Annotated in this window: 12 protein-coding genes; 8 read left to right on the top strand and 4 right to left on the bottom strand. The window is 40.2% G+C overall.

Annotated elements, in window-relative coordinates; translation table 11 throughout:
• Nucleotides 1–11 precede the first annotated feature (11 nt).
• Together WN50_RS33745 and WN50_RS33740 are read right to left on the bottom strand one after the other, a co-directional pair.
• The gene (locus tag WN50_RS33745) at nucleotides 12–227 is read right to left on the bottom strand and encodes a hypothetical protein (RefSeq protein ID WP_046277476.1); all 216 of its coding nucleotides are present in this window, start codon (nucleotides 225–227) and stop codon (nucleotides 12–14) included.
• 176 nt (nucleotides 228–403) lie between these two features.
• Nucleotides 404–679, bottom strand: coding sequence for a hypothetical protein (locus WN50_RS33740; protein WP_162490185.1), 276 nt, complete (start codon nucleotides 677–679; stop codon nucleotides 404–406).
• Here WN50_RS33740 and WN50_RS03780 point away from each other — a divergent pair.
• From WN50_RS03780 to WN50_RS03755, 7 genes are all read left to right on the top strand, one after another.
• Nucleotides 619–936, top strand: coding sequence for a DUF1822 family protein (locus WN50_RS03780; protein ID WP_281062654.1), 318 nt, complete (start codon nucleotides 619–621; stop codon nucleotides 934–936). The two genes, WN50_RS33740 and WN50_RS03780, sit on opposite strands and share 61 nt — an antisense overlap.
• A 410-nt stretch (nucleotides 937–1,346) precedes the next feature.
• Complete coding sequence (locus tag WN50_RS03775) at nucleotides 1,347–2,249, top strand: C39 family peptidase (protein WP_049557941.1); 903 nt, start codon at nucleotides 1,347–1,349, stop codon at nucleotides 2,247–2,249.
• Between the two features lie 91 nt (nucleotides 2,250–2,340).
• The gene (locus WN50_RS03770) at nucleotides 2,341–2,913 is read left to right on the top strand and encodes a hypothetical protein (RefSeq protein ID WP_046277473.1); all 573 of its coding nucleotides are present in this window, start codon (nucleotides 2,341–2,343) and stop codon (nucleotides 2,911–2,913) included.
• Nucleotides 2,914–3,109: 196 nt separating this feature from the next.
• A complete protein-coding gene (locus tag WN50_RS03765) occupies nucleotides 3,110–5,242 on the top strand; it encodes a caspase family protein (RefSeq protein ID WP_046277472.1) in 2,133 nt (710 codons plus the stop codon).
• Between the two features lie 125 nt (nucleotides 5,243–5,367).
• The gene (locus WN50_RS33735; RefSeq protein WP_053221428.1) at nucleotides 5,368–9,933 is read left to right on the top strand and encodes an nSTAND1 domain-containing NTPase; all 4,566 of its coding nucleotides are present in this window, start codon (nucleotides 5,368–5,370) and stop codon (nucleotides 9,931–9,933) included.
• 751 nt (nucleotides 9,934–10,684) lie between these two features.
• The gene (locus tag WN50_RS33730) at nucleotides 10,685–10,897 is read left to right on the top strand and encodes a hypothetical protein (RefSeq protein WP_152964695.1); all 213 of its coding nucleotides are present in this window, start codon (nucleotides 10,685–10,687) and stop codon (nucleotides 10,895–10,897) included.
• Between the two features lie 47 nt (nucleotides 10,898–10,944).
• Nucleotides 10,945–12,555, top strand: coding sequence for a penicillin-insensitive murein endopeptidase (locus tag WN50_RS03755; protein WP_046277471.1), 1,611 nt, complete (start codon nucleotides 10,945–10,947; stop codon nucleotides 12,553–12,555).
• Between the two features lie 272 nt (nucleotides 12,556–12,827).
• Here WN50_RS03755 and WN50_RS36840 read toward each other — a convergent pair whose 3' ends face one another.
• Complete coding sequence (locus tag WN50_RS36840; RefSeq protein WP_281062648.1) at nucleotides 12,828–12,959, bottom strand: hypothetical protein; 132 nt, start codon at nucleotides 12,957–12,959, stop codon at nucleotides 12,828–12,830.
• A complete protein-coding gene (locus WN50_RS34545) occupies nucleotides 12,953–13,123 on the bottom strand; it encodes a hypothetical protein (protein ID WP_160315346.1) in 171 nt (56 codons plus the stop codon). The genes WN50_RS36840 and WN50_RS34545 overlap by 7 nt, the downstream gene beginning before the upstream one ends.
• Nucleotides 13,124–13,759: 636 nt before the next feature.
• On the opposite strand from WN50_RS34545, the gene WN50_RS34540 reads away from it, so the two are divergent.
• A complete protein-coding gene (locus tag WN50_RS34540; protein WP_160315345.1) occupies nucleotides 13,760–13,933 on the top strand; it encodes a hypothetical protein in 174 nt (57 codons plus the stop codon).
• Nucleotides 13,934–13,970 lie beyond the last annotated feature (37 nt).

Here is a 13,970-nt window from a genome sequence, read left to right as displayed (position 1 = left end):
CAGTAGAGTTATTATAGCATTAGAAAGAGCCTTATATCCCCATACCTGAAGGTAGGGGCGTGTGCGGCAATTTTTGGTAAAAAGATACCTTCGCCTTTGACTTCTGTTGCCGGAACCCATTCGGGCTGATGACGACTGAGACGAACTCGATATTCTTCTGGGATGTCTCCTGCGTCGTCAAAATCGCCCGGAGATTGAATTCGGGTAAACCCAATTAGCGATCGCACTTCCCGCAGTTTTTCGACGAGAACGGTTTGAGTGAAATATTGTTCATAATTTTTGGGCGGATCGATAGAACGAATTTCAAAATTGACGGTTTTCTCGACCGTATTCGGATTAGAAAAAGCCGGACCATTCGGGAGTCTTTAAATCTTGGGCTGCATCGTCTTCAACTTCACCCGATTCAACCCTTTGTACCGATCACCCAAATCTCCGATGTTGAATACTGGGCAAACTCTCGCAGTTGACCCATTGCTTGCAGTGCGGCTAAAATTCCGGTTAAAACTTCCGACGATGTTGCACTCTTTAATGCCGCCCAATTATCGCTGACTAACTGCTCTAATTTATTCGTGGATTCCGGTAAAGAAAGAGCCGATAGGGAGATACCAAACCAACTATTTGAAGCCCCCAAAAGCATGGCGACCATTTGTTGATCGCAATCGTCATCAAAATGATTCAAATAAGGTTAGCCCGGACGAAAACGACTTAGACGAAATGAACATTATTGTAGAGTTACATCCAACAAACGGTCAAGAATACCTGCCACCCTCTCTAGGGATTATGATTTTAGATGAAGAAGAAACTGCCGTGATGGAAGCCTTAACTAAAAACGATAACCCAAAAATTTCCTTGGAGTTTAACGCCGCGCTCGGGGATAGTTTTGGCGTGAAAATAGTTTGGAGAGATGTGAGTGTTACCGAAAAATTTAGGCTTTGAATCTCCTAACATAGGATTATAGCAATACCAGTACCCATCTGTCAATCGCTCATTTATGTGACTATTGATTAAATGACTAATGAGCTATTCTGTGAACAAGTTGAAACTCTAGCATTTACTCAATTTGAATATCGCCATGACCCAATTAACCGAAATTTACTTCATTAGCAAACCTAACTTATAGCAGTCCGTTCTGAGTTGTGTGTCATATCTTCTTGCAAAAGGCAAAAGGCAAGAGGCAAAAGGCAATCTTGGAAAGTCGTTACAGACTTTTTATCAGCTTTTAGATTTCTCACAAATCATTTCTGATTGCTATATTCAGATAGTATTGAGATAGTTAAGAACAAAAGTGTTAACGAACAAGTTGATACTGATGTTCGAGCAAACTAAATTGTTCAAAGGAGAAAAAAATGTCTACTACTTCTAATGAGTATACTTTACGGTTTACTTCCAATTCTGTACTGAAAGTTAGACCTTTAGAAACCTCTCTTTTATCTCCCGAAGAAGTCCTGAAGTATAGTGCTGGAGATGAAATCCCGATAAGTGCTTACACCCCAGACTTACAGGGCAAATATATTCGGGTATATTTGGATGAATTTGATGCCCGTTCAATTGAAACAGCACCCAAACAATATTACTGTTCTGGTGAAGATGTTGAAATTGTATTAACCGCAGTTTCTCGCGGCGAAGAACCCAGTCAACAATATCCCCCGGTTCTTCCTCCGAAAGTTGATTTAAAAGTCCCTTATCATTCTCAACTGAATAATTTAGAGAATCCTAACGGTGCTTGTAATGTTACTTGTGTGGCGATGGTTCTCAAATATTACGGGATTGATTCTCGAACCGCACAAGATATTAACAATGATGTTCAACTGGAAGATGTGCTATTTCGGAAAACGGAAGAATGGGATCAACAGTATGGATATACAGGTTCAACCAAAACTCGTCATATTCCCGAATTTCTTCAACGATTACTGCGAGAATGGGGTGAAGAACATGGGCCGGGAAAACTTCAGAATACATCTTTTAAAACTGTCACCACTGAAACCGAAATCAAACAACATTTAGCCAAAGGCCATCCCGTTATTATTCACGGCTATTTTACGAATTTCGGTCATATTATTGTCATTAAAGGATACGACGAAAAAGACAAAGTTTGGATTTGTAACGACCCCAACGGGAAATGGTTAGGATATCGAGGCGGATATGCGGATGAAAGTATTAGTGGCGGTGATGTTCGCTATAGCTATGCTGAGGTTCGCCAAGTTTGGGATGTTGATGGCGAAAGTTGGTGTCATTTCCCCTTATCCTAATCCTTCGTATTCAGGAGTTTTATCAGTTAAATAAAAGTTCGTTTAACTGATAAAATTGCATTTTTGTCAACCTTTATCACTAAAAAAAACCATGAGTCAACTTGATGAAGTTATCGAAAAATTAATGGAACTGGATGAAGATAGTTTGAAAGCACAACTCGCAGTCCAGGAACAACAAATAGCCAACAATGATGACACATCCCGTTCTCCTTCTTCGTTAGATAGTTTAGATAGCTTAGAAGAAGAATTAAAAGCAACACCAAGAGGCGGGCATGATCAAGAGACGATTAATGCTGGCGATCGCTTCTTCCAAAAGTTAAATGCAAAAGCCTACAAATTAATGTGTAGTGACCTGTTTGATGAACAAATCATTCAAACTCAATCCCAAGCTTTATTGAAAGAGAATCTTGGAAAAGTTGCTGGCAAATTTAAAGAGAATTTTGGGACGGCAGCCCAAGCATTAATTCCATTTTTAGCCGCTAACTTACAGTTAGCTTATCCCATTGCAGCAATTTTAGCTGTCCTCATTATTAAAACAATTTCCTCTGCAACATCTGAAACAATTTGTGAAGTTTGGAAAAGCAAAGTTAATGAATCTGAAATCTCTAACCCACAAGCCTCGATAACAGAAACGACCCCTGTAAACGAGGCTATTGAAGCATGAAAAAGTCTCTCATTTTACTTTTATTCGATTTGACACCCAAATAAAGTTCGGGGAATCCCCGAAGTCAAATCACTTCCCCCACTACCCAAACGCAATGCTGAAGCCGGATTGAAGCTTTAAATTTTCAACTTGCTTCGGTGCAGTTTGTCTCAGTATTCTCAAGACAACAACTCCAGAAAAATCAATTGGAACTAATATGACAGACGTAACTCTTACAAACGGTTTGAATTTCCACGCATTACTGATAGGAATCGATTGCTACCTGCCCAATAAATTACCGGATGGTAGTTTTTATAAAAACCTTCAAGGATGCGTCCGCGACATCAACAGGGTAGAGGCTTTTCTGACAAATAGACTGCAAGTACCCGAAACACAAATTATCAAGTTAACAGCTTCTAATGTTGAAGGTTCCGCCGAGCCATTAGAACCTCAAGATCAATGGCCTACCTACGAAAATATGGTAGCCAAGTTTAAAGAAATTACAGAGAAAGCTCAACCTCAAGACCAAGTATATATTCACTACTCGGGTCACGGTGGACGTGCAGCAACAATTTATTCCAATCTTAAAGGAAAAGATGGAATTGACCAGTCGTTAGTTCCCACCGATATTGGCAACCCAAAAACTCGTTATCTCCGCGACTTTGAGTTAGCAGAACTCCTAAAAAATATGGTAGATAAAGGGTTAGTCGTTACGGTTACTCTTGATAGCTGTCATTCTGGAGGTGCCGCACGAAATATTGGAGATAATTGTGATATTCGTCGAGCAGAAGGGGGTGGTATTGACACAACACCACGACCCACAGAAAGTTTAGTCGCATCTGCCGATGAATTGGCTCAAACTTGGCAAACTTTGGCACAGAACAATAAAAATACTCGCAACGTTACAAGTAGTGGTTGGCTTGAACCCAAAGGTTACACTTTATTAGCTGCTTGTCGAGACAATGAATATGCTTACGAAAAAAATTTTGATGGGGAGCGTCAAGGAGCGCTAACTTATTGGCTGTTAAGGTTTTTGGAGAAGTTTGGAACAGGAGTTACTGCCAAAACACTTCACGATCACGTTTTTGCCAAAGTCCGCAACCAATTTGAAAAACAAACACCCATGTTGCAGGGAGAAAGCGATCGCACTTTCTTCGGAAACAATTTTGTATCCCCCCAGTTAACAGTACCAATAATACAGGTAGATTTAGAAGAAAACCGGGTGAAATTAAATGCGGGTCAAGCTCACGGTTTGCGTAAAGGTGCAGAGTTGGCTATTTACCCATCAGGAACCGCAGATTTAACAAAAACCCATCAACGATTAGCTGTGGTTGAAATTACACAACTCGGTGCAGTAAATTCTTGGGCTACTATTACTCAAATACTCGGGGAAAACAAAAAAGAAAATATTGAAGAGGGCGCACCCGCTTTACTGCTGTATCCTAATGTTCAACTTGTTCGCAAAGTACGCTTGGTATTACCCAAAGAAACAGATCAACCTTTGGAAATAGATGCAAAAATTGCACTAAAAGCCATTGAACTTGCAATCCCCGAAGGCAAAGGTTGGGTGGAATTAGTATCTGGAGATGAAACGGCCGATTATCAAGTTTCTATCAACTCAGCAGGTCAGTATGAGATTTTAGATCGTGCTGGAATGCCAATTTCTAATTTGCAACCCGCTTTAGAAGTCAACAATTCTAATGCCGCAGTTGACGTGGTAAAACGTTTAGTACATTTGTCTAAATATCACGCAACTATAGATTTGGATAACCACGATCCAATGTCTCCGCTTAACGGGAAAATCGAGCTAGAGTTATTTGCATTACCAGATGACTTTGTACCCGGAGAGCAAGAAGAATTAATACCCTTCAAAGGTTCTGGAAACTTACCTACTCTTGATGTGGAGCGATACGCTTACTTAGTTATTCGCAATAAATCCTCCCTATTTCTTAACATTACGGTACTCGCCATTCAACCCGACTGGAGTATTAAAAAAGGCTACCCAAAAGGCGCATCTTTTCAAACGATAGATCCGGGTCAGGAGGTCAAGTGGCGGATTAAGACAAGCCTTTCCAACGGTTCTCAGGAAGGTGTAGATATTCTAAAAGTTTTCGCCACAATTGATGGAACTAGCTTTGACTGGTTAGAATTACCCGCATTAGATCAGCCTATGCAACCTAAAAATCCAGCAAAAGCTACAACTCAACTTGCAAAATTTTTAGCAGCTTTCTTTGCTAGCGAAGATGCTCCCCCCACAAAAAATGTCAATTCTGCGGCTTATGCTAGTGAAGAATGGACAACAGAGCAGCTTACACTTTTAGTTAAAAAAGGTGCAAGCATTTCCAAGTAATACCTGAAAGTAAGTCGGCAGTAAGTTTAAATTTGGGGTGCATCTTAACTGCCGATTCTTAAAGCAAGTCTTTGTTTTTATATTCCCTCAAGTTTCAGGTTTTTAAGTGATTTGGATAATTAGCAATGGTTTGGTCACTCAGTCAAACGAATTTTCAGCGCAACATAGCTGTCGTTATCGGCATCAACAATTATCAAAATGGAATCCATCAACTAAAAACAGCAGTTAATGATGCTAAAGCTGTTGCAAATCTTTTAGAAAACGAATACAACTATCAAAAAGTCGTTCGCCTATTTCCCGAACAGGGTGAAGCAACATTGGCAGCGCTCAATCAACTCCTGTTTGATATTCTACCCAACCAAATTAAGCCAACAGAAAGCGATCGCTTATTATTCTACTTTGCCGGACATGGCATTGCTCGTAACAGTGAAGATGGGCCGGCAGGAGCTTTAATTCCTCAAGATGCCAAGTTGGGAAACTGGGAAACTTACCTGCCCATGAAAAAGCTAAATGAAGCACTTTCTCAACTTGAATGTCATCATTTATTGGTGATATTAGATTGTTGCTTTGCGGGAAATTTTCGCTGGTCAAGTCATCGAAATGTGATTCCAGAATTAGAAACTCTTCATAGAGAGCATTACGATCGCTTTATTCGCTATCCAGCTTGGCAAGCCATTACCTCTGCTGCTCATAATCAAGAAGCTCTAGACTATACTGATGAGCGCGGAATAGCACCGGATAATCAACATTCTCCTTTTGCTAAAGCTCTGATTAATGGGTTAAAAGATATGAAAGCAGATTTAACAGGAGATGGGGTAATTACAGCCCCGGAACTTTATCTATATCTGCGAGATAGTTTAATAGATAAAGATGGTTATAGCGAATTGCAAACGGCTGGACTTTGGCCGTTACAAAAGCATGACCGAGGCGAGTTTATTTTTACTTTACCCGGCTTTGTGCCAGAGAAATTAAAACCCGCACCACCGTTAGATGTCTCAAAAAATCCCTACCGAGGCTTAGAATCTTTTGACGAGAAACATAATGAATTGTTTTTTGGTCGAACTGAACAGGTGAAAAAGTTACAGGATTTTGTCAAAACTCATGCTCTTACAGTCGTGTTGGGTGCTTCCGGTTCGGGTAAATCTAGTTTAGTGAAAGCAGGATTAATTCCCCAATTACGTCAAAATCAGACTGAGAAATGGTTTATTATACCGCCTATTCGTCCGGGTGAGACTCCCTTTCAAGCGTTAAATCAAGCGTTGAAAGATGCTCACTTATCAGAAGTAGACGTCAACAATCCTCAGCAGAACCTAGCTTGGAGTATTGAGGTTTGGGCTAAAAATAATCCCAACTCTAAGTTATTACTATTTATTGACCAAAGCGAAGAAATTATTACTCTCTGTGCAAACGAGGATGTACGCAAGGAGTTTTTCCAACAGATATTGACAGCCATTGATGCCCATCGGGATAAATTACGGGTTGTATTAAGCCTCCGTTCTGATTTTGAACCCCAAGTCAGAGATGTGGGCTTTAAGTTTATTCCTAAAGGCTATAGCGTCAAAAATACTGAGCTAAAAAATCGTTGGCAAAGCGGACGATTTATTGTCTCCCCGATGACCAGAGGGGAACTGCGCGAAGCTATTCAAAAGCCCGCAGAAGCACGGGTGATGTTTTTTCAGCCTCCCGAATTGGTAAACCAATTAATTGATGAAGTGGCAGATATGCCAGGAGCATTACCCCTGCTTTCTTTTGCTTTGAGCGAACTTTATCTCAAGTATTTAAAGCGACAACGGGAGGCAGAAATCGAAGGGAAAATCATTGAACGGGCGATGACTCAAGAAGATTATCAAGAGTTGGGAGGAGTCACCCTATCACTGACTCAAAAAGCTGATCAAGAATATGAGGCATTAGTGAAAGAAGATGAAGCTTATGCCCAGATTATTCGTCATGCGATGCTGCGGATGATTGCTCTTGGCGGAGGTGAATTAGCACGCAGACGAGTCCCGTTATCGGAACTAGAATATCCGCCAGAAAAAAACGATTTTGTTAAAGAAGTCATTGAGCGTTTTACGAAAGCACGCTTACTGGTTATAGGACAAAATGCTGAGGGGAATATTTATGTCGAACCTGCCCATGATGCCTTAGTGCGGGGTTGGCAAAAGCTGCGGGAGTGGAAGCAGGAGGAGGAGGAAAATTTAATCCTGCAACAACGGTTAACTGTCGCAGCAAATGACTGGTGTAATAAAAATGAACAGGAAAAAGAACACAAAACATTGCTCAATATTTTGAGACAGACAGAAACACTTTTGATCTGCAAAGTTGAGAATTGGCAACTTGAGCGAGAAAGCCGTAAACACCGAGAAGCAAAGTCTTCTAAAGGTTCCCGTGAAAAATCAAATCACTACCTCTGGAATGATGATCCCCGCTTAGAACAATTAAAACGAATTCTGATTGACAACAACTGGTTCAATCGTACAGAGGACAATTTTATACGGGAAAGTTTGATTGAACAAAGGAGAAAAGCTTACAGACTCATTGGAATTGTCACAGCAGTAGGACTTGGACTGGTCGGCTTGATTATTACTGCACTATATCAAGCCGAGGTGTCATCTTTACGGGAAAAAGCTGCTAGGGCGCAAAACTTATTATCGAGTAACTCACCGATGGAAGGGTTAATTTTAGCCATTCAAGCAACTGGCGAGAGTCAGGATAGATTAAGACAAGTTTTACCTGAGATACAAGCAGTCTTGCCTAATGCTATCGACACAGTACGAGAGCGTAAGATTCTACGAGGACATAACGGATGGGTTACTTCGGTCGCAGTCAGTCGTGACGGCAAATATATTGCTACTGGGAGTGAAGATTCTACAGTTCGGTTATGGTCGATTGAAGGTGAATTAATCCATACTTTCAAAGGACATCAAGATTGGGTTAATTCTGTTGCTTTTAGCCCTGATGGTAAATACATCCTCAGTGGCAGCGAAGATCAGACCGTTAAGTTGTGGTCAAAGGAAGGTCAATTATTAAAGACTTTACCACTGAAAGATAGAGTGTATTCTGTGTCTTTTAGCCCTAGTAGCGACCGTATTATAACTGGCAGTTCGGATGGAACTATTCAGTTATGGTCAACAAAAGGTCAACTGCTCAAGACTTTTAAAGGACATCAAGGATCTGTTCTTTCAGTTGCTTTTAGTTCAAATGGGAAATATATTGTGAGCGGCGGTATAGATTCTACGGTTCGGTTATGGACTGTTGAAGGTGAATTATTGAAAACTTTCACAGGGCATTACTGGAGGGTTGAATCAGTCAATCTTAGCCCTAATTATGAACCTAAAAGTGGATTTATTATCAGTGGCGGTCAAGACAAAACCTTGCGACTCTGGTCTGTAAAAGATGGCTTGCTTGCGACAACAAGGCATGAAGCCATAGTAACTTCTGTTTCATTTAGCCAAGACGGTGAATATATTGTTAGTAGCAGTTTTGATAATTCCTCGCGGCTATGGACGATAGTCAATGGATCAGATTTAGTTGAACTCGCTGCTTTTAGAGGACATGAAGGTGAGGTTTATTCAACAACTATCACACCCGACAATAAACTTCTAATCAGTGGAGGTCGAGATGGCACAATTCGACTGTGGTCTACACAGGGACAACCGAGCCAACTGCTGAAGAAGACTGAAGATGGTGCAGGAACCGTTACGTCGGTAGCTTTCAGTCCTGATGGGAAATATATTGTGGCTGGCAATAAAAACTACACCATACGCATTTGGACAATAGAGGGTGATGAAATAGCGATTCTAAAAGGACACGAAGATGAGGTGAAGTCAGTAATCTTTAGCCCAAATGGTGAATATATTATCAGTGGTAGTTCCGATAACACAATTCGTTTTTGGTCGCTTAAGGGAGAATTACTCAAGACTTTAAAACAACCAGATAAAATACTCTCCGTAGCAATTAGTCCTGATGGGAAATACATCGCTAGTGGCAGTGCGGATAAAACAATCCGGCTGTGGTCTATAGAAGGAAGTGAAACAAAATTGTTATCCACTTTTTATGGACATGAGAACGCCGTTAATTCTGTGGCATTTAGCCCTAATAGCAAGTACATAGTCAGTGGTAGCGATGATTCTACAGTTCGTCTGTGGTCTGTAGGAGGGCAGTTATTAAAGACAATGAAAGGACATGAGCAAAGGGTTAATTCTGTTGCTTTTAGCCCCAATGGTCAGTATATTGCTAGCAGTGGCATTGACTCTACTGTGCGGTTATGGTCTTTAGAAGGGGAGCAACTGAATACCCTGAGAGGACATCAGGCATGGGTTTACTCGGTTGCTTTTAGCCCCGATGGTCAATACATTGTTAGCGGTGGTTATGATAATACATTAAGGCTATGGTCTTTCAATGCTAACAAGGTCAATAATAGTCAACTTTTATCTATTTTTAGAGGAGATTTTGGTGAAGTTGAATCAGTCGCTTTTAGCCCTGATAGTCAATATATTGCTAGTGGGGGTCAGTATAATGAATTGAGATTATGGGGTCAAACTGACTGGAAAAGTTGGCTTCAACTCGCTTGCAATAATTTGAAGGATCATCCGATCTTCCAAGACTCTACAAAATCCACAAAAGGTACGCGAAATGCTAAAAATATTTGTACGAAGGCCGCCTGGTCAGGAAATAGCGGTTTTAGCAATTGAACCACTTGTACGAAAGATTTAGAATTTCTCAAAGATTTGTTATCGCTTATTGAGTTTTTCCCTCATATAGCAGAGAAAGAGTTGATTAGGACACTGTTTTTCTGTCAAATCCTTTTATGATAAAGGTTTCAATTCTGTCTCCTGTCTCCTGTCTCCTGACTTCTGCTATAGCTTCCGAAATCTTTACCCCAAACCCCAAAATAAGTGTCACTTGAATAAGTGACTTGTAGGTAGATCTAGACCATCTTATACTGTGAATATCACTAAGGAGTTAAGTTATGTTTACGAAGTCCGTGTCTGCTTTTAAACTGTTGCTTGTTGTTTTTCTCCTTGTCGTTTGCTCCAGTTTCATTTTTATTCCTCCTAGTTTTGCGAAAGGGGGAACAAGCTATAAGGGCATCCCTATAACTACTGACAGCAGTACCCAAACTCCTAGTAGCAATCCTCAGCCACCCAAATGCACACACCCTGCTCAACAAAGAAGCTGTAGAAACTAACATAGCCTTTTGTAAAGACTTTACAGACAAGGGTGCAACAGGCAAGGTTAAGCTTGATACAAAGGGCGATCTGAAAATCCAACTTGTCAAGATTCAAGCTAATTCTAAATCTCGCTCTAAATAGGGCTATGATTTTGAGCCGGTATTTGAGTCAGGTTACACTAGGGTACACCATCAAAAAATACCTGTATTTCTGGGATTATAGTAATTGAATCGGGTGATCGCACTCTTATTTATTATTAGTTTAGAAGTAAGTGCGATCACTATTCAAAAACTCTTGGCACGAGAGTGCGATCGCACTCTTATTTATTATTAGTTTAGAAGTAAGTGCGATCTCAGACAAGACAATCCATCTCAGTAAATCTGATTATGACTTAAAAAAAGCGATCGCACTCAAGCCGTCAGGAATTGTTATGTTAACCCTTCCGTTATTCTGCCCTTGGCATTGGCGAAGATCGCCTTCCTAACAAGCGGTCTTTTTTACAGCAAACAAAATTAAAACAAGGAGACCACAATGGTATTAGAAATTAATCGCAACTCTCGCTCTGAAACTTCAGAACATGACCATACAGCCTGCACCGCACCTATTGGTTTTACCGCAGAAGAACTCGAACAGTTGAGTTGGGGATCGCGAGGTATTTTTCAACAAATGCCTGCCAGTGGAGGAGGCTATGAATGTTACGGACTTCGTGATAAATGTTATGGTCATTCAGAAGTAATTCAAGCCATTAAACATATCTGTAGCGAGTGGGCAAAACTCTATTCCAAGCCTCGAATTGGCATCGGAAATATTAGTCTTCCCAACGGTGGGCCAATGAGACCTCATAGTTCTCATCAACATGGACTTGATGTTGATATTGCCCCCGTTGCTAACACTGAAGAAGAAATTGCGCTCACTTGGTATGATAGTAAATACTCTCGCGATCGCACTCAACAATTAGTCGATTTAATTCACAATAATCCTATTTTGGGTGTGAAGGTTATTCTGTTTAATGACCCGGATATTAAAGGAGTAGAATCTTACTTTGGACACGACAATCACCTTCATGTAAGTTTTCTCCCTCCCGGCATTCATTCAGCCCCCTTTAGCAGCGACAAAGACGGGGATTTACGATTAGTTATTCCTCCGATGCAGGGAGAACGAGTTCGCAAACTTCAAGAAGATTTAGCCAAGGTTGGAATTGCAATAACAGCAGATGGTATCTTTGGAAAACAAACCGATGCAGCCGTCCGAAAATTTCAAGCCCAACAAGGTTTACAGGTTGATGGAATAGTCGGTTTCGTCACCCAAACTAAACTCGATAAATTAAATTCAGGACAGTCTCGTGGAGGTTCTGACGAACCATCTAGTCTAACACTTCAAGATGTGATTGACCAAAACCTATCGATTACTTTTGATGATATTAACTCCGGTTTATTGGTTGAAGATAAACTCTTTTGTGCAGAAATTCAGACGATTTTACGGGCGAATCATCTGTTAGAAGATGTTGATGGAATTTACGGGCCGAAAACACAAGCAGCTTTGAGGAAATTTAAAGTCAGTCGTCAACTGAGTGGCGGAGATGTTTTAGGAGCAACAACGGCTAAAGCGTTACTTGATGCTAAACCGAGTGTAGGAATATTACCCCATTGGAAAGGCGGCGATAAACAAGCAGCAGTTGAGGCAATTATCCAAGAAGCTCACCGCCAAAATATTACCTCTCAAGCTCAAATTGCTTATATTATTGCAACCGTTCAACATGAAACAGCCGAGAGTTTCCAACCCGTAAAAGAATCCTATTATTTGGGCGAACCAGCAGGAGAAAATCACCGCCAAACTCTACGTTATTATCCCTACTACGGACGGGGATATGTGCAGCTAACCTGGGATTACAATTATCGGAAATATTCCGATGTTTTGGGGTTGGATTTGGTTAACAATCCCGATCTCGTCATGCGTCCCGATCTTTCACTGTTTATCCTAGTTGATGGCATGAAACGGGGTATCTTTACGGGTATCAAACTGGATGACTATATTTCAAATAACCATGTTGATTTCTGGAGTGCGCGTAAAATTATCAATGGTCTTGATCAAGCAGATCAAATTCAAAGTTATGCAATGAATTGGCAAACAAAAATAGGGTAGAATATTAGGCGATCGCCATTCAACAATCAACCTTGAATTCAAGCTGAACTGTTGTGATAATGTTCTGTGATGCTCTAACACTTCTTATTGAATGTCAATGATAGAACCCGGATGGCGATCGCAGTTTTGAAACGGGGAATTGCTCGTTAATAGTTGCGTAGGTTTCAATACTGCTAAATACTAGGGGAAGCTTTCGCAAGAGTACATCCGTTATGGTTATGGCTCTCGTCAATGTACCTGATGAGAGAAAATCAAAAAAGCAGGGGTATAGGTTAATAAATTTTAATTTCCGAACCCGTCGCTTTTTTAATCACTTGAATTTCCCGACCAATTCTTTCGGCGAGTATGGCTAATACTTTCTCCAGGGAGAGGTTCGATTTTCCGGAACGAGATTCTCCTAACAATAGACCCGTCGAAATGCCTTTAAGTTTTGAATAACATTCATCCGATGCACAGCATCTTCTGTTATCAATTTTTCCGAAGGCAATTTACGAGAGGGGCTGGTCTTTCTTAAAGATAAATTGTTGGTTGGCGGTGGGTATTGATAGTCTTCTTCTTCATCGATCATATTTGATTTACCTCTCTGATCTGAATGAGATGATAACAGGTTTTGAGGAGCTGAGTTTCCTTTGAACCTAAATTTAATAAAGACTTAATATTATTGATATTTTTTTATGTGGCATCTTATTGATAAAAAATTGTTAACTTTGAAGAAAAAATGAATTTATTAAAGTTTTTAATTTTTACTTAATTTTCTAGTGTAAAAATAATTACACCGATTCAAGCAACAGCTTTCTTTTTATTAATAACTCCCTTTAATCGATAATCTCATATTTATGAAAAACTGTATTAAAAGCGTCAATCTTGTGTAAATTTATACAAAGTTTAAGGTATTCTATATTCTAATTTTAATAATTCCTACAGAATTGAAAAAAGCAAATAACGCATCAAAAATCTAGTCAGGAGAAAAAATTGAGTGGGATTGGAAATTTGCGACCCATAATTTCTGAAAAATTAGATTTTGCGACCCGTAATTTCTGAAAGTCTAAATTCATGGAAGCGACATGAATTTTCTGAAATAGCGACAATTAATTTCTGAAATCAAAAAAAGCGACTCATCAATATCTGAAAAACAAGCTTTGCGACCTGTAAATCCTGAAATTTAACAAGCCAGAGGGAACGATCTAAATTTTTCTTAAACCTGTTGAAAACACTGAATTTCAGACGTTTTTTGTTGCGACATGATCGCCTGAAGCTGCGACATCTAATTCCTGAATGTACAAAATTACTGCCAATTTTAGATCTTAGCGATCGCCAAATTTTAGAACGAAACGGCCCTGCCCCTACAGGGGGAGACCATTCGCCTCCTCTCGATTAATAAATAGTCCCGCCAGGGACACTTTTTCCCTCTCCTC

The organism is Limnoraphis robusta CS-951, from assembly GCF_000972705.2.
Note: the sequence above shows the minus strand (reverse complement) of the source record. Positions and strands in the feature narration are given on the sequence as shown.

What these genes read in the sequence shown, in the direction of transcription:
- WN50_RS34545 (WP_160315346.1), bottom strand. Translation starts at nt 13,123, where the DNA reads ATGATCGATGAAGAAGAAGACTATCAATACCCACCGCCAACCAACAAT.
- WN50_RS33735 (WP_053221428.1), top strand. Translation starts at nt 5,368, where the DNA reads ATGGTTTGGTCACTCAGTCAAACGAATTTTCAGCGCAACATAGCTGTC.
- WN50_RS03775 (WP_049557941.1), top strand. Translation starts at nt 1,347, where the DNA reads ATGTCTACTACTTCTAATGAGTATACTTTACGGTTTACTTCCAATTCT.
- WN50_RS03765 (WP_046277472.1), top strand. Translation starts at nt 3,110, where the DNA reads ATGACAGACGTAACTCTTACAAACGGTTTGAATTTCCACGCATTACTG.
- WN50_RS03755 (WP_046277471.1), top strand. Translation starts at nt 10,945, where the DNA reads ATGGTATTAGAAATTAATCGCAACTCTCGCTCTGAAACTTCAGAACAT.
- WN50_RS03770 (WP_046277473.1), top strand. Translation starts at nt 2,341, where the DNA reads ATGAGTCAACTTGATGAAGTTATCGAAAAATTAATGGAACTGGATGAA.